This window comes from Actinomadura sp. K4S16 (genome assembly GCF_008327685.1).
Taxonomy (GTDB): Bacteria; Actinomycetota; Actinomycetes; order Streptosporangiales; family Streptosporangiaceae; genus Spirillospora.
Genome location: NZ_BDDE01000013.1, coordinates 475,651 through 491,352 on the forward strand (window position 1 = coordinate 475,651; position 15,702 = coordinate 491,352).

The 15,702-nt window shown below is 71.6% G+C and carries 16 protein-coding genes; 7 read left to right on the forward strand and 9 right to left on the reverse strand.

The window, feature by feature from the left end; translation table 11 throughout:
* Window positions 1–29 precede the first annotated feature (29 nt).
* Window positions 30–2,522: an ATP-dependent Clp protease ATP-binding subunit gene (locus K4S16_RS17330; protein ID WP_149259964.1), complete on the reverse strand. Its 2,493-nt coding sequence runs from the start codon at window positions 2,520–2,522 to the stop codon at window positions 30–32.
* 280 nt (window positions 2,523–2,802) lie between these two features.
* Here K4S16_RS17330 and K4S16_RS17335 point away from each other — a divergent pair, with 280 nt between their 5' ends.
* Complete coding sequence (locus K4S16_RS17335; protein WP_149259965.1) at window positions 2,803–3,267, forward strand: nitroreductase family deazaflavin-dependent oxidoreductase; 465 nt, start codon at window positions 2,803–2,805, stop codon at window positions 3,265–3,267.
* 133 nt (window positions 3,268–3,400) lie between these two features.
* Here the strand turns inward: K4S16_RS17335 and K4S16_RS17340 are convergent, their stop codons facing one another.
* Window positions 3,401–3,844: a pyridoxal-phosphate dependent enzyme gene (locus K4S16_RS17340; RefSeq protein ID WP_149259966.1), complete on the reverse strand. Its 444-nt coding sequence runs from the start codon at window positions 3,842–3,844 to the stop codon at window positions 3,401–3,403.
* 10 nt (window positions 3,845–3,854) lie between these two features.
* Window positions 3,855–4,628 carry a glucose 1-dehydrogenase gene (locus tag K4S16_RS17345; RefSeq protein ID WP_149259967.1) on the reverse strand — a complete coding sequence of 258 codons (774 nt, stop codon included), beginning with the start codon at window positions 4,626–4,628 and terminating at the stop codon, window positions 3,855–3,857.
* A gap of 88 nt (window positions 4,629–4,716) precedes the next feature.
* Here K4S16_RS17345 and K4S16_RS17350 point away from each other — a divergent pair, with 88 nt between their 5' ends.
* On the forward strand, window positions 4,717–5,328 hold the full coding sequence (locus K4S16_RS17350; protein ID WP_149259968.1) for a TetR/AcrR family transcriptional regulator: 612 nt from the start codon (window positions 4,717–4,719) through the stop codon (window positions 5,326–5,328).
* Here K4S16_RS17350 and K4S16_RS17355 read toward each other — a convergent pair.
* Together K4S16_RS17355 and K4S16_RS17360 are read right to left on the reverse strand one after the other, a co-directional pair.
* Window positions 5,325–6,875 (reverse strand): class I adenylate-forming enzyme family protein, encoded by a 1,551-nt coding sequence (locus tag K4S16_RS17355; RefSeq protein WP_149259969.1) that lies wholly within the window; start codon window positions 6,873–6,875, stop codon window positions 5,325–5,327. The genes K4S16_RS17350 and K4S16_RS17355 overlap by 4 nt on opposite strands.
* Window positions 6,872–7,759 carry an alpha/beta hydrolase gene (locus K4S16_RS17360; RefSeq protein WP_149259970.1) on the reverse strand — a complete coding sequence of 296 codons (888 nt, stop codon included), beginning with the start codon at window positions 7,757–7,759 and terminating at the stop codon, window positions 6,872–6,874. The genes K4S16_RS17355 and K4S16_RS17360 overlap by 4 nt, the downstream gene beginning before the upstream one ends.
* Window positions 7,760–7,838: 79 nt before the next feature.
* Between K4S16_RS17360 and K4S16_RS17365 the strand changes: the two genes are divergently transcribed.
* Window positions 7,839–8,486: a TetR/AcrR family transcriptional regulator gene (locus tag K4S16_RS17365; protein WP_149259971.1), complete on the forward strand. Its 648-nt coding sequence runs from the start codon at window positions 7,839–7,841 to the stop codon at window positions 8,484–8,486.
* A gap of 53 nt (window positions 8,487–8,539) precedes the next feature.
* Here the strand turns inward: K4S16_RS17365 and K4S16_RS17370 are convergent, their stop codons facing one another.
* Window positions 8,540–9,520, reverse strand: coding sequence for a YafY family protein (locus K4S16_RS17370; protein ID WP_149259972.1), 981 nt, complete (start codon window positions 9,518–9,520; stop codon window positions 8,540–8,542).
* A gap of 120 nt (window positions 9,521–9,640) precedes the next feature.
* Between K4S16_RS17370 and K4S16_RS17375 the strand changes: the two genes are divergently transcribed.
* Window positions 9,641–10,036, forward strand: a complete 396-nt coding sequence (locus K4S16_RS17375; protein ID WP_149260180.1) for a RidA family protein — start codon at window positions 9,641–9,643, stop codon at window positions 10,034–10,036.
* A 74-nt stretch (window positions 10,037–10,110) separates the two neighbouring features.
* On the opposite strand, the gene K4S16_RS17380 is transcribed toward K4S16_RS17375, so the two are convergent.
* The gene (locus K4S16_RS17380) at window positions 10,111–10,620 is read right to left on the reverse strand and encodes a potassium channel family protein (protein ID WP_235036903.1); all 510 of its coding nucleotides are present in this window, start codon (window positions 10,618–10,620) and stop codon (window positions 10,111–10,113) included.
* Between the two features lie 109 nt (window positions 10,621–10,729).
* A complete protein-coding gene (gdhA, locus tag K4S16_RS17385) occupies window positions 10,730–12,067 on the reverse strand; it encodes an NADP-specific glutamate dehydrogenase (protein ID WP_200841949.1) in 1,338 nt (445 codons plus the stop codon).
* 343 nt (window positions 12,068–12,410) lie between these two features.
* Here gdhA and K4S16_RS17390 point away from each other — a divergent pair, with 343 nt between their 5' ends.
* From K4S16_RS17390 to K4S16_RS17400, 3 genes are read left to right on the forward strand one after another with little or no spacing between them, the layout of a single operon-like run.
* Window positions 12,411–12,731: a circadian clock KaiB family protein gene (locus K4S16_RS17390; RefSeq protein WP_200841927.1), complete on the forward strand. Its 321-nt coding sequence runs from the start codon at window positions 12,411–12,413 to the stop codon at window positions 12,729–12,731.
* The gene (gene kaiC / locus K4S16_RS17395) at window positions 12,721–14,205 is read left to right on the forward strand and encodes a circadian clock protein KaiC (protein ID WP_149259975.1); all 1,485 of its coding nucleotides are present in this window, start codon (window positions 12,721–12,723) and stop codon (window positions 14,203–14,205) included. The genes K4S16_RS17390 and kaiC overlap by 11 nt, the downstream gene beginning before the upstream one ends.
* Window positions 14,206–14,220: 15 nt before the next feature.
* Entirely contained in the window at window positions 14,221–15,273 is a 1,053-nt protein-coding gene (locus tag K4S16_RS17400) for an ATP-binding protein (RefSeq protein WP_149259976.1), read from the forward strand.
* Between the two features lie 36 nt (window positions 15,274–15,309).
* Here K4S16_RS17400 and K4S16_RS17405 read toward each other — a convergent pair whose 3' ends face one another.
* Entirely contained in the window at window positions 15,310–15,666 is a 357-nt protein-coding gene (locus K4S16_RS17405; protein ID WP_149259977.1) for a DUF488 domain-containing protein, read from the reverse strand.
* Between the last annotated feature and the right edge of the window lie 36 nt (window positions 15,667–15,702).

Below are 15,702 nucleotides of genomic sequence, written 5' to 3' on the forward strand. Positions count from 1 at the left end.
GTGTAAGGGTTATAAGAAGACTGTAGCCCTTACCCAGTGGCGACGTCGAACTGGAGGCCGCCGTTCACCGCGGACACGTCGACATGCCCGCCGTGCCGCAGGTCGCCGGACAGCAGCAGGTCGGAGAGCCGGTCGTCCACCTCCCGCTGGATCGTGCGGCGCAGCGGCCGGGCCCCGAACTCGGGCTGGTAGCCGCGCTCGGCGAGCCAGTCGACGGCCTCGGGGCTGAAGGTGACGGAGACGTCCTGGGCGCGCAGCCTGCGGCGCGTCTCGTCCAGCAGCAGGTCGGTGATCTGGCGGAGCTGGCCCTCCTCCAGCCGCTGGAAGACGATGATCTCGTCGATCCGGTTGAGGAACTCGGGCCGGAACGACTCGCGCAGCCGCCGCATGATCCGGTCGCTCAGCGCGCTGCCGTCGCCGGACGTGCCGAAGCCGATCTCGGTCGTGCCGGTGATCAGCTCCGAGCCGAGGTTGCTCGTCATGATCACCACGGTGTTGCGGAAGTCGACGGTGCGGCCCTGCGCGTCGGTGAGGCGGCCGTCGTCGAGGAGCTGGAGCAGGACGTTGAAGACGTCCTGGTGCGCCTTCTCGATCTCGTCCAGCAGGATCACCGAGTACGGCTGGCGGCGGACGGCGTCGGTGAGCTGCCCCGCCTCCTCGTAGCCGACGTAGCCGGGCGGCGCGCCCATCAGCCGGCTGACGGTGTGCCGCTCCTGGAACTCGCTCATGTCGAAGCGGATCATCCGGTCGCGGCTGCCGAACAGCGCCTCGGCCAGCGCCTTGGCCAGCTCGGTCTTGCCGACGCCGGTCGGGCCGAGGAACAGGAACCCGCCGATCGGGCGGTCCGGGTCGCCCATCCCGGCGCGGGACCGCCGCACGGCGCGCGACACCGCCTCCACGGCGTCCTCCTGCCCGATCACGCGCTGGTGCAGGTGCCCCTCCAGGTTGGCCAGGCGCTCCCGCTCGGCCTGGGTGAGCTGGGTGACGGGGACGCCGGAGATCCGGGAGACGACCTCGGCGATGTCCTCCGTCGTCACCTCCGGGACCGTGGTCGGCGCGCCGTTCCCGCGCGTCTCGGTGAGGTCCTTCTCCAGCCGGGCGACCTCGTCGCGCAGCTCGGAGGCCCGCTCGTAGTCCTCGTCCGCGACGGCCTGGTCCTTCTCGCGGCGCCGCTGGTCGAGGCGCTGCTCCAGCTCGCGCCGCCCGCCGTCGCGCGTGGAGCGCAGCCGGACGCGGGCGCCCGCCTGGTCGATGAGGTCGATCGCCTTGTCCGGCAGGAACCGGTCGGTCAGGTAGCGGCTGGACAGGTCGACCGCCGCGACGAGCGCCTCGTCGGTGAAGCGGACCTGGTGGTGCGCCTCGTACCGGTCGCGGAGCCCGCGCAGGATCTCGATGCTGTCGTCGGCGCTCGGCTCCGGCACCAGGATCGGCTGGAACCGCCGCTCCAGCGCCGCGTCCTTCTCGATGTTGCGGCGGTACTCGTCGATCGTGGTCGCGCCGACCACGTGCAGCTCGCCGCGGGCGAGCGGGGGCTTCAGCATGTTGCCCGCCGACATCGCGCCCTCCGCGCTGCCCGCGCCCACGATCGTGTGGATCTCGTCGATGAACACGATCAGCCCGTCGGCGTGGTCGCGGATCTCGTCCACGAGCTTCTTCAGCCGCTCCTCGAAGTCGCCCCGGTACCGGGTGCCGGCGACGACGCCGCCCAGGTCGATCTGGACGATGCGCTTGCCGCGCAGGGTCTCGGGGACCTCGTCGTCCACGATCCGCTGGGCCAGCCCCTCGGCGATCGCGGTCTTGCCGACCCCCGGATCGCCGATCAGCACCGGGTTGTTCTTGGTGCGCCGCGAGAGGACCTCGACCGTCTCCTCGATCTGGTCCTCGCGCCCGATCACCGGATCGATGCGCCCCTCCCGCGCGAGGGCGGTCAGGTCGCGCCCGAACTCGTCCAGCGTCGGCGTCCCGGACGACTGCCCGCCGCCGGGCGGCGGCTGCCCGGGGCCCCCGCCGGACGCCGCCTGCTGGAGCGAGTCGGGCGTCACGTGCTCGTGGTCGAGGATCCGCCCGGCGCTCGACCCCCGATCGAGCGCCAGCGCGAACAGCAGGTGCTCGGGCCCGATGTAGGACGAGCCCAGCGCCCGCGACACCTGGTGCGAGTCGAGCAGCGCCCGCTTGGCGGACGGGGTCAGCTCGGGCGGGACGTCCCGGGGCTCACCGCGCCGCGCGTGGTCCTCGATCTCTTCCCTGATCTTGTCCGGATCCGCGCCGGCCCGCGCCATCCACTGCCGCGTCCCCTGCTGCCGCGTCGCCGCCCACAGCAGGTGGTCGGTGTCCAGATCGTTGCTCCCCCACTGGGCCGCCTGCGCGGCGGCGTCCCGCACCAGCTCCCGCGCGGGCTCGCTCATCAGCCGCGCGAGGCTGATCCGCTCCATGGGCCTCCGGTGCGCCCGCGCCCCGAAGAAGCGGGCGAGCATCTCCTCGAACGGATCCATTCCCCCTGGCCCGTACCATCCCGCGGTCATCCTCGAAAACCCCCCGGTAGTCGAAGGACACGTCATAACGACGGACATGCCCCTGCCCATGGCATGCCCCAGGAAACCCCTGCGCCAACCGTCCCACGCCCGCGAGCACGGGCGCACGCGTCCCGGCGAACACCACGCCGACGACGCCGGCGGCTCGTCTGGACGCGGGTCGCGGGACCGGTCAGGAACCAAGAAGCGCCCTTTACCGGGCCGCGCCTAGCGTGGTCGGTACGGAGACCCTCCAGGTACGGGCGACGTGGCGACGGACGGGAGGCAGACGATGGCACAGGATCAGCGGGTGAAGGCGCGCAAGCGCGGCACGCCAGGGGCGGTGTCCCGATGGGTGCAGCGGACGATGAACGCCCGCATCATCGGCAAGGTCCGGCGCGGACGCGGAACGTTCATGGGCATGGACGTCCTGGTCCTGGACACGGTGGGCCGGCGAACCGGCCGGCGGCGCGAGACGCCCGTGTCGTGGTTCCCCGGTGGAGACGACGCCTGGCTGATCGTCGCGTCGGGCGGCGGGAGCCAGGACCCGGACTGGTACGTCAACCTGATGGCGCACCCCGACCAGGCGGCGGTCGAGCTGCCCGGCGGCGGGGCCGTGCCCGTGACGCCCCACCGGCTCGACGGCGCCGAACGCGAGGAGGCCTGGCAGCGCATCACCGCTGCCCAGCCCCGCTACGCGAAGTACCAGCGCCGGTCCGACCGCCAGTACCCCGTGGTCCGCCTCACCCGGCGCTGAGCTCGCGTGTTCGGCGGGTCAGGCGGACTGGTGCGCGGTCGCCAGCTGCCCGCGTGGGTGCACAAGAGCTGACCGCCCAGCGGGGACGCGGCCGCCTGCCGCGCCGCTGGATGACGCCGTCCGCGGGCGGTCTTCAGGGCCTGGGGGACGCCTCCTCGACCAGCACTGCGTCGTCCGCGACCAGGAGGAGGTCGTCCAGGACGGCCGGGATGGGACGTCGCCCTGCGACGCCGTCGGCGATCGTGTCGGTCGATTCGGTGGTGACGACGCGCCGTTGATGCCAGGAGCGCGTCATCGCGGGCGCGCCCAGCGGCTGGACGCAGATCACCTCGACTTCGGGCGCGCAGGCCTTCACGACGTGGCCCACGCCGGTGGCCAGCGCACCGCCGCCGAGAGCGATCAGGACGGCGTCGAACGGCGGCACGGCGTCCACCAGCTCCAGCCTGGCGCCCAGCACGCGGATGCGGTCGAGCTTGGCCGCAGGCGCGGCGCGGGAGGCCACGACGGTGACGTCGGGCCCCCGGCCGCGACCGGACCAGGCGAGAGCCTGGCCGAGGTTGCCCGCGCTGGCGCACACCGCGGGCGGCTTACAGCCCGGAGCCGCCCGTAGCGTCGATCACCTGGCCGGTCACCCAGCGCGCGTCGTCGGAGGCGAGGAACGCCACGATGTCGGCCACGTCCTCGGTCCGCCCGATCCGGCCCAGCGCGGACAGGGCCGCCGCCTGGGCCTCGGCCTGCGGGTTTCCGCGCAGCCAGCCCGCGTTGACGTCGGTGTCGATGATGCCCGGCGCCACCGAGTTCGCCGTGATGCCCCGGGGGCCCAGTTCCTTGGCGAGGTTGAGGGTGAAGGTGTCGAGCGCGCCCTTGGTCGAGCCGTAGGCCATGATCTCCGGCAGGGCGATGCGGGCCGCGCCGCTGGAGATGTTGATGATCCGGCCGCCGTCGCGCAGCCGCTTCAGGCCCTGCTGCACGATGAAGAACGGCGCGCGGACGTTCACGGCGAAGACCTCGTCGAAGTCGTCCTCGGTCAGCGACGACAGGTCGGGGCTGCGTCCGATGCCGGCGTTGTTGACGATGATGTCGACCGCCCCGCCGGGCGCGTACTCGCCGGCATGGGCGTCGAAGGCGGCCCACAGGCGGGCCGCGTCGCCATGCCGTCCCAATTCCGCGCGCAGTGCGAAGGCCCGGCCGCCGTCCTTGCGGATGCGTTCGACGACCTCCTCGGCCGCCGCCTCGTTGCGGGCGTAGGCGACGGCGACGGCCGCGCCGTCCCGGGCGAGACGCTGCGCGATGGCCCGTCCGATGCCGCGGCTCCCACCGGTGACCAGCGCGGTCTTCCCTTCGAGTGCGCGTGCGCCCATGGCTGTGACCACTCCCTCAGTATTTTTGAGCGATGACTCAAGAAATAACCTAGCACGCCTTGTTGAGCGGTCGCTCTAAAATGTGGGGGTGAGCGACACACGCGCGAAGCGGGGGCGGCCGAGGGCGTTCGACCGCGACACGGCACTGGACGCGGCCACACGGCTGTTCTGGGAACGCGGCTACGAGGCCACCTCCGTCGGCGAACTGACCGAGGCGATGGGCATCAGGCCCGGCAGCCTGTACGCGGCCTTCGGGGACAAGAAGTCGCTGTTCAAGGAGGTGGTGCACAGCTACGGGCGCTCGGCCGTCGGCGCGTTCATGAGCGTCGCGCTCGATGAGGAGCCCACCGCCTACGGCGCCTTCGCCCGCATCCTGCGCGAGGCGGCCGTGATCTACAGCGACCCGTCCCACCCGGCCGGCTGCCTGACGATCAGCGCGGCCACCAACGTCACCCCGCAGGACGCCGAGGTGGCGGCCTTCCTCCGTGATCTGCGGAACAGGAACCTGGACGTCTTCCAGGCCCGCCTTCAGGCGGCGCAGCAGGCGGGCGAGCTACCCGCCGCAGCGAACCCCCGCGCCCTGGCCGCGTACTTCGCCGCGGTCATCCAGGGAATGTCGCAACGCGCCGCCGACGGAGCGACAGCAGCCGAACTCACCGAAACCGCGGAACTGGCCCTCACCGCATGGCCCGCGCCCTAGTGCAGTCTGTCTTTCTGGACCTTGCCGGCAGGGGTCATGGGCAGGCCAGTGCGGATGATGATCTGCTTGGGGACCTTGTAGTCGGCGATGGCGGCGGCACAGAAGTCGCGCAGTTCTCGCGCGGTGGTCTCGGCCCCGGAGGTGAGCACGACGTAGTAGCGGCCGATCTCGCCGAGGACGGGGTCGGGTACGCCGACGCCGGCGGCCAGGGCCACGCCGGGATGCGACATCAGGAGGTTCTCGACCTCGATCGGGTAGACGTTGAAGCCGCCCTGGACGAACATCTCGTGGCGGCGTCCGCGCAGGGTCAGGTGCCCGTCGCCGTCGGCCCAGGCTACGTCGCCGGTGCGCAGCCAACCGTCCGCGGTGATCAATCGTGCCGTCTGGTCGGGCATGGCGTGGTAGCCGGCCATGAGCGAAGGGGCGCGGACCAGCAGTTCACCGGCCTGCCCGGCCGCGGTCTCGGCACCGTCACCGTCGACGATCTTGATCTGGACGCCGGGCAGCGGCCGTCCGACGGCCCGGAGGGTCGTCTCCCGGTCACTGCCCCAGGGAGTCATCACCACCGCTCCGGACGCCTCGCTCAGTCCGTAAAGGTTCATCACGGTGGCGCGGGGGAACGCGCGGGCCAACCGTTCGAGCAGCGCCGGGTCGGCGTTGGCGCCTCCGGTGACGACCAGCCGGACGGCGGAGGTGTCGGCCGTCGCGAACTCCGGAGCCCGCAGCAGCAGTGTGTGCATCGTGGGCACGCCGACCCAGACCGTCAGCCCGGACGTCCCGAACAGGCGGGCGGCTTCACGGGGAGAGAAGGCCGGCAGCAGGACCGCCCGGGTGCGGGCGACCAGCGCGGTCAGCACACAGCAGGTGATCCCGCTCACGTGGTTGAGCGGGACGGTCACCGGCAGGACGTCGTCGGGCCCCAGCCGCATGTGCCGTGCCTGGGCGGTGGCCGCCGCCAACTGTCCGCGGTGGGTCAAGGTCGCCCCCTTGGGGCGTCCGGTCGTCCCGGACGTATAGATGACCAGGACCGGGTGGCCGGGGTCCACCGCTCCCTCGGCCGCGGCGAGCGCGGCGGCGTCGGGCGGGTCGGCCTCCAGGTCGTCGAGGGTGAGAGCACCGCCCGGACCGAGGGTCACCGTCCCCTCCACCTCAGGGGTGCGATCGCGTATGCGGGCCAGGAGGTCGAGGAGGTCGACGTCCGCGGTCGCCGGCACGGTGAAGACGAATCGGGCTCCCGAGTGGCCGAGGATGTGGGCGAGTTCGCTTTGGCGGTAGCGCACGCTCAGCGCCACCACGACCGCGCCGATCTTCGCCGCCGCGAAGTAGATCGCCAGCCAGTCGGGGGTGGTGTGGTCGTTGACGGCGATGCGATCGCCGTGCCGCACTCCCAGCCGCAGCAGGCCGCCGGCGATGCGGTCGGACCGCTGGTCCATCTGCGCCAGGGTGATGTTCCGTCCGCCGGCCGACCAGCCGATCCGGTCTCCGGCCGTCCGTGCCGCCGCGCGCAGCAGATCACTGATGCGCTCTGGAGCCTCCCGCCGCGTCATGACCGGGGCCGCAGGTGGGTGGTCAGGAACTCGATCTGGTCGGCGACGAGCCGTTCGACCAGCGGCGGGTGGTAGACGGTGAAGTGGTCTGCGTCGTAGTGCCTGAGCTCGCCCCGCGACGCGGCGGCTGCGGCCCTCTCCGCGATCGCGGTGTCGACCAGGTTCTCCCGGTCGCTCTGGCACACCAGCAGCGGGCACCGCACGCGGGACGCGCGGGACGCGGCGTTGTAGAAGAGCATTCCCAGCCCGGAGGCGGCGGTGACGCGGTTGTCGAACTCATAGCCCGGCGGGCACACCGACCGCCAGCCCTCCAGAGCGCCCGGCTGGTTGACGAAGGCCGGCTCGCCGGGAGGGCCGACCAGCGGCACGTACCGCCGCGGCCGCCGCAGCGCGGCGCGCACCAGGTCGGAGATGACGGGGACGGTGAACCGGGCCAGGTGCCGCAACCCGCCTCGCAGGGCGATGGCGCGCCCGCTGAGCACCGGGCACTGCACCACCGCCGCCGTCAGCTCGGGGTGCCTGGCGGCCGCGGCGAGCACATGGCTGGCGCCGAACGAGGTTCCCCACAGCGCGACCCGTCCGGCGTCCAGTTCAGGCCGCGTCCGGGCGAACTCCAGTGCGGCGTCGATGTCCTGGGCGTACCGGCGTGCGCTGACCAGCTGACGCGGCAGACCGCCCGATTCGCCCAGGTGACGGAAGTCGAAGGCCAGCACGGCAAGGCCCGCCTGGGAGAACCACTTCTCGTACTGGTCGAGCATCATGTCGTGCGTCGCGCCACCGCCGTGCACCAGTACGACGATCGGATGCGGCCCGGAGCCCTCGGGGACGGTGAGCCAGGCGGCGCATTGATCGCCGCCGGAGGTGAACGAGGTACGCGTCGTCATGCCCTCTCCAATCAAGTACGTTGTACGTGAACAGGGAGAGTTAAACACGTACCTTGTACGTAATCAAGGGGAAGGGTCCATGCCGGCACCGCGCAAGTTCACCCACCAGCAGTTGCAGGCCGCGGCTCTGGAGCTGATCGACCAGGAGGGCCTGGCCGGGCTGACCATGCGCGCCCTGGCCGCCCGGCTCGGCACCGGCCCGATGACCATCTACAACTACGTCGACGGCCGAGAGGGACTCGAACGTCTCGTCACCGGCGCGGTCATGGCGCAGGCCCGCTGGTCCGACGAACCTTCCGGCGACTGGCGGACACGGCTGGCGGCGACCGCCGAGGCGATCTGGCGGGCCGTGCGCGCGCACCCCAACGCGATCCCCCTCGTCCTCACCACCCGCAGCCTCGACGAAGAGGCACTCGCCCCCGCCGAAGCCCTGCTGCAGGCCCTGGCCGACAGCGGACGAACCGGAGCCGAACTACTGGCCGCCTTCCGCGTGGTCTCCGGCTTCATCGCCGGATTCGCCCAGGCCGAACTCACAGGTCCCCTCGCATCCGCGGCCGGCCAGGACGCCGGAACCATCGTCGCGCGGATGGCCGACCTTCCGGCGCAGCGGTTCCCCCGGCTGATCGAGATAGCCCGCGCAGCCACCGGCGACCCTCAGACCGAGTTCCGCGCCGGATTGGGGATCCTCCTCGCCGGGATCGACGCCTCGGGCCCGCACCCGGACTGACCTCCCTCAAAGATCAGGTCCTCCGCACGGGTCTCGAAGACCACGGCTCTTCGTCAGTTCTCGGGTGGAGGGCCGTAGGAGGCGGCCATCGCGGCGGCGCGGTCGCGCAGGGCGGTGCGCAGCCACTGCGGGGCCAGGGCCTCCGCGCTGGTGCCCAACTGCCACAGGGCCCAAACGGCATGCCTGGGATCTTGGAAGGCCACCTCCATCCGCAGCCGGCCGTCCGCGTCGGTCTCCTCGGCGCGGACGGCAAGCGCGGTGCCCACCAGGTCCTCCCGCCGCGCCGGGTCCACCCGGACCAGCACGGTGACCTGGTCGCCGCCCGTCCGGAACCGCGTGCTGCGCTCCTGCCAGGCGCGGTCCAGGTCGACCCGGTCCGGCCGCGAGGCGGGTTCGGCGAGCTCCTCGGCGGCGAGGATCCGGGACAGCCGGTAGGTGCGGTCCGCGCCGGACCGCGTGGCCAGCAGGTAGCCCTGGTCGCGCACGGTGACCAGGCCGATCGGGTCCACCGTCCGCCACTTCGGGCCCTGGTCCGCGGCCGCGTAGTGGATGCGCAGCTTGTGTCCGGCGAACACCGCCCGCCGGACCTCGGCCACCACGGCGTCGGGCACCTCGTCGGCGACCGGCCGGCGCGAGAGGAGATCGGTCTCCGGGTCGATGAGCAGCCGCTCGGCCGCGCCGGCCGCGGTGTCGCGGTGGCTCTCGGGCAGCGCGTCGACCACCTTGAGCATCGCCGAAGCGAGCGCCGAGCCGAGGCCGAACGCCTGCGCGCCGCGGCGCGAACCCGCGACCAGCAGGGCGAGCGCCTCCTCGTGGTTCAGTCCGGTGAGCTCGGTCCGGAAACCGGGGAGCAGCGCGAACCCGCCGTGGCGGCCGCGTTCGGCGTAGACCGGGACGCCGGCCGCGGACAGCGCCTCGATGTCGCGCAGCACGGTGCGGGTGGACACCTCCAGCTCGCGGGCCAGCGCGGCCGCGGACATCCGACCGTGCCGGCGCAGCAGCAGCACCAGCGAGACCAGCCGGTCGGCGCGCATGCGCGAAGTCTACGGAAATACACGACACAGGATGTCGTGATTTGTTGGGAGCCTCATCAGCGCGGCCCGAAGATGCGGCCGCCAATGCCGATGGACGTACGCAATGGAGCTGATGTGGCAATGGAGCGAACGGCGGTCAACCCGTGGGCGTGGTCCGTGGAGATGGGCTACAACCAGGGCGAGATCGTCTCCGGCAACACCCGGACCCTGTACTGCGCCGGGCAGACCGCCATGGACGGCGACGGCAAGCCCCGGCACGCCGATGACATGGCGGCGCAGCTGGCGCTGAGCCTCGACAACCTGGAGGCCGTGCTCGGCGAGGCCGGCATGTCCCTCGCGGACCTCGTCCGGCTCAACGTCTACACCACCGACGTCGACCGGCTCTTCGAGCACTACGGCGTGCTGGCGTCGCGCCTGGGCGCCGCCGGGGCGGCGCCGTCCACCACGATGCTCGGGGTGACCCGGCTGGCGATTCCCGCCCTGATGGTGGAACTCGAGGGGACCGCCGTCGCCTGACGCGCCCTTGCCGCCTCCGGCACGACCGCCGGAGGCGGCGCAGCGCGAGTGACGGGCCTGCGGGGACGCCGCGCTCACTTGGCTCCGCCGTCGTCCGGAGCAGCGGATTCGGCGGCCTTGCGTTCGACGCCCCGGCGCATCGCCTCCAGGAAGACCTTGGCCACGATGCCCAGGAAGACCAGGTCGCCGAGCATCTGCACGGCCGTCAGGGCGCGGGCCGTCTGGGACGTCGGGACGATGTCGCTGAAGCCGACCGACGTGAAGATCGTGATGGTGTAGAAGAGGGCGTCGATGTGCGTCAGGGGCTCGGAGAAGCCGGGCGGGGTGTCGTGGCTCATCAGCCGGTAGCTGGAGGCGAACACCAGCACGAAGAGCGAGACGGAGGTGCCCAGCGCCTCGACGGTGCGCATCCGGGGGGAGTGCGACTGCGTGATCGACCGCGCCTGCCACGCGACGAGCAGGCCCAGGGAGATCAGCGAGGCGCTCAGCACCGTGCCGGTCACCGCGGTGAACGACCTGTTCAAGGGGGCCGTGAAGTACACGACGAGCAGGGCCGCCGTGGTCAGCGTCGTGCGCAGGACCACCCAGGTCAAAAGCCCGAACCGGGCCCTTCGCGAGGGAGCGTTCACTCTCCGTGCATGCCCAGGGCCGCCCCGTCTGATCCGTGGGCCGGGCCGCTCGCCCCGGTGCCCGCTAGATGAGGCCCTGGGCGAGCATGGCGTCGGCCACGCGCTCGAAGCCGGCGATGTTGGCGCCGACCACGTAGTCGCCGGAGGCGCCGTAGCGTTCGGCGGTCTCGTAGCAGGTGTCGTGGATGCTCGTCATGATGGCCGACAGCTCCTCCTCCACCTGGGAGAACGGCCAGGAGGCGCGGCTCGCGTTCTGCTGCATCTCCAGCGCGCTCACCGCGACGCCGCCCGCGTTGGCGGCCTTGCCGGGGCCGAACGCGACGCCCGCGTCCTGGAGGATGTGCACGGCGTCGGGCGTGGTCGGCATGTTCGCGCCCTCGGACACGGCCTTCACGCCGTTGCGGACGAGGACCGCGGCGGCCTCGGCGTCCAGCTCGTTCTGCGTCGCCGACGGGAGCGCGATGTCGGCGGGGACGTCCCACACCCGGCCGCCCGCGACGAACCGCGCGGAGGCGCCGCGCAGGTCGGCGTAGTCGGAGACGCGGCCCCGGTCGACCTCCTTGACCTGCTTGAGGAGGTCGAGGTCGATCCCCTTCTCGTCCACGACGTAGCCGCCGGAGTCGGAGACCGTGATGACGTTGGCGCCGAGCTGCTGCGCCTTCTCGATCGTGTAGATCGCGACGTTGCCGGAGCCGGACACGACGATCTGCTGGCCGTCCAGGTCCTCGCCTCGGCGGCGCAGCATCTCGGCCGTGAACATCACGTTGCCGTAGCCGGTCGCCTCCGTCCGGACGGCGGAGCCGCCCCACAGCATGCCCTTGCCGGTCAGCATCCCGGCCTCCCACCGGTTCGTGACGCGGCGGTACTGGCCGAACAGGTAGCCGATCTCGCGGGCGCCGACGCCGATGTCGCCGGCCGGGACGTCGGTGTGCTCGCCGACGTGGCGCTGCAGCTCGGTCATGAACGACTGGCAGAAGCGCATGACCTCCGCGTCGGAGCGGCCGTGCGGGTCGAAGTCGCTGCCGCCCTTGCCGCCGCCGATGCCGAGCCCGGTCAGCGCGTTCTTGAAGATCTGCTCGAAGCCGAGGAACTTGACGATGCCGAGGTTCACCGTGGGGTGGAAGCGGAGCCCGCCCTTGTACGGCCCGAGCGCGCCGTTGTACTCGACGCGGAAGCCGCGGTTGACGTGGATCTCCCCGTTGTCGTCCTCCCACGGGACCCGGAACATGATCTGGCGCTCCGGCTCGATCACCCGCTCCACCAGCTTGGCGGTGGCGAGCCCCGGCCGCGCGGCCAGCACCGGGCCGAGGCACTCCAGGACCTCGTGCACGGCCTGGTGGAACTCGGCCTCACCCGGATCGCGGCGCAGCACGCCCGAGTAGGTCTCCTCCAGGACGGCCATGGTCTCGGGCGGGGCCGGCAGGCGTGAGGCGAGGGGCATAGCGGGGATCCTTCCTTCAGACCCCTTCACTTTAGAACCCGTTTCCGGGTGCCGGAGGAACGCCTCGCCGCGGCGACCCCCTCCAGGACGGCCGCAAGGCGGGATCTCCCTGGCGGGGACACGGCCAGGCGGGGACGCTCCGGTGGATTAGGACACGCTGTCGAGGCAAGGATGTGACTGAGAGTGTTCGGAGGGTCGCGCACACGAGGTCGGCGCGGTCGGCTGAGGCCGTGGCGGCGGAGCAAAGCCGACCAGACCACGGTGAAGGCTGTAACGGAGGGTTACCGATGACGCGGTGGTCATGATGGCGGCGACGGTCTACTCGTTCACGGTGTACATCGCGGGTCGCACGCCAAGGTCGCTCAGCGCGCTGGCCAATCTGCGGTTCCTGTGCGACTCCCTCCTGCCCGACCGCCACGACATAGAAGTCGTCGACGTGTCAGAGCGGCCGGATCTGGCGGAGCGGGACGGTGTTCTGGCGACGCCGACGGTCGTCAGGACCGGGCCGCTTCCGCACTGCCGGGTCATCGGGGACCTGTCCGATCACCGGAAGGCCGCCGACTTCCTGGGGCTGGTCGAGGTGGACCGTTCGTCTCCGGTGGAAAGGGGCGGTGATGGTCACTGAGGTTCGGCGCACCCCGACCGGGATCAGCGGCTTCGACGAGGTGGCCGTGGGCGGGCTGCCGGCCGGTCGCTCCACGCTGGTCACCGGTACCGCCGGCAGCGGGAAGACCCTGTTCGCTCTGGAGTTCCTCGCCCGGGGGATCATGAAGTACGAGGAGCCCGGAGTCTTCGTCACCTTCGATGAGACGCCCGAGGACCTCCGGAGCAACGTCGCCTCCCTCGGCTTCGACATCGCACACTGGGAGCGTGACGGCAAGTGGGTCTTCGTGGACGTCTCCGCTGTGCAGGAGGAGATGTTCTCGGTCGGCGGGTACGACCTCGGGGGCCTGATCGCGCGGGTCGAGCACGCCGTGGCCCAGGTCGGGGCCGGGCGGATCTCGCTCGACTCGCTGGGGACACTGCTCATCCGTTTCCAGGATCGGGAGCTGATACGCCGCGAGCTGGCCAGGCTCACCCGGATGCTGGAGTCGCTCGGGGTCACGTCGGTGCTGACCACCGAACGCGACACCGAGTACGACGGCCTGACCCGGCACGGCGTCGAGGAGTTCGCCCTGGACAACGTCCTGATCATTCGCAACGTCCTGCGGAACGAGAGGCGCCGCCGGACGCTGGAGATCGTCAAGTTCCGCGGAACCACGCACCGTACCGGGGAGTGGCTGTTCACCATCGACCCGACGGAGGGCCTCGTCGTCGTTCCCCTGGCGTTCCTGGCCCCGCGCGAGCAGGCGTCGCGAGCGCGGGTCTCCACCGGGACTCCGGGACTGGACGAGATGGTCGGCGGCGGGATCTTCCGTGACGCGCTGGCCCTGGTGACCGGACCGCCCGGCTCCGGCAAGACGCTCATGGCCCTCCAGTTCGCCGACGCGGCGTTCCAGGCGGCCGAGCGCAGCCTGTTCTACGTCTTCGACGAGACCCGTGACCAGCTCTACCGCAGCGCCGCCGGCTGGGACATGGACCTGGAGGCCATGGAATCCTCGGGGCTGCTGCGGATCACGGCCGGCTACCCGGAGGAGGCGTCGGTGGAAGATCACTTCCTGAGCGTCCGGAGGGACATCGCCGACTTCGCGCCGAGCCGACTGATCATCGACAGCCTGTCCGCCCTGGAGCGCCGAGGAGCACCGAGGACGCTGCTGGACTTCGTGATCGCGCTGGGCGCCCTCGCGCGGGAGCACGAGATCACGACCCTGTTCACCTCCTCGACTTCGTCCGACACGTGGGCACCGGTCCCCGCTGCTTCGGCCATGGAGGTCGCCAGCATCACCGACGTGACGATCCTGCTGCGCTACGCCGAGAACGCGGGAGTGGTGCAGCGCATCGTCGCCGTGCTGCAGAGCCGCGGATCGCCCCACGATCCCACCGTGCGCCGAGTCGGCATCGACCACGCCGGGCTACGCGTGGGAGACCCCTACACCACCGGATCCCGCCTGTTCCCCGACCCGGACGTGCCGCCGCCCGACCGGCGGCCGGAACGCTGAACGCGATGAGCACGGATGGGTGAGTTCGAAGGGGCTCCGGCCACGCCGGAAACCGGACCCGGGTGGCCGGTCGACTTCGCGCGCGAAGCGGGGCCCACGGTGGTGTCGGCGCTGGCGGACGGGCTCGTCGCGGTCGACGACCAGGGCGTCATCCGCATCTGCAACGCCGCGGCCGAGGTACTGCTCGGCCGTCCGGCGAGCGAGCTGGTCGGCAGCCCGTTCGGACACCCGGTCGTCGCCGACCACTCCACCGAGATCGATCTGGTGCTGCCGGGCGGAGGCACCCGGGTGGTCGAGATGTGCGCCAGCACCACGACGGTGTCGGGTCAGCGCCTGCACCTGGCCTCGCTTCGCGACATCACCCTCCGGCGACGGGCATGGGAGCGGCTCGAAGCGGAACTGGACCTCCAGGGAACGATGATCGCCGTCATGGCCCACGAGATCCGCAATCCCCTGGCCGGGATCGGCCTTCTGATAGACACGCTCCGCGAGCCCGCGGAAGACCTCACCGACGACGAACGGAAAAGGATCCTCGACCAGGTCGCCGATCGCGTCGCCCGCCTGCAGTCACTGGCGGCCAGGCTCCTGACCACGATCAGGACCGGCGGAGAGCTCCCGCGCCCGCCCCGCGAGCCGGTCCCGCTGCTGGAGATCACGCTGCAATGCCTGGCGGACTTCGGTGACCGGGCGCGGGACACGCACGTCTACTGCGACCCCGAGATCCGGGTGCTGGCCGACCGTGGCGAACTGGCAGAGATGCTGGTCAACTATCTGCAGAACGCCTTCCACCACGGAGCCCCGCCGATCGAGATCCGAACGACCGGCGCGGGCGACGCCGTCGAGGTCCAGGTATGCGACAGCGGGCCGGGAGTACCCGAGGAGTTCGTGCCCAGCCTGTTCGAACGCTTCACGCGCGCGGCGGGGCCCCGACGGGACGCCGACGGGTCGGGGCTGGGTCTGTGGATCGTCCGGCGGCTGGCCCAGGCCAATGGCGGAGAGGCCTACTACCGGCCGGGCGAGCCCCAAGGCGCGTGCTTCTGCCTGCGCCTCCCGCGGGCAACGGAATGAGGAAGCGGGCTCCGATCAGCGGCGGCCGCGGGGCGGTCAGCCGGAGTCGCGGAGCCGGTCGGCGAGGACGGCGGCCTGGCTGAGGTCGACGTCCTTGGTCGCGGTGAGCAGGGTCACGGTGCCCTGCCGGGCGAGTTCCCGCAGGTGATCGAGAGCCTCGGCGCGCTCGGGCTCGGCCAGTTCGGCGTCGTAGCGGCGGGTGAACTCCTCGAACTTGTCGGGGTCGTGCCCGTACCACTTGCGGAGGTCGGTGGAGGGGGCGACGTCCTTCTCCCACTCGTCCAGGTGCGCCTTGTCCTTCGACAGGCCCCGCGGCCACACGCGGTCGACCAGGATTCGCGTCCCGTCCTCGCCCGATGGCGGCTCGTACACCCTGCGCAGCTTTACCTCCATGGCGGCTGTATACCCGGGGTCACGGACGACACGCAC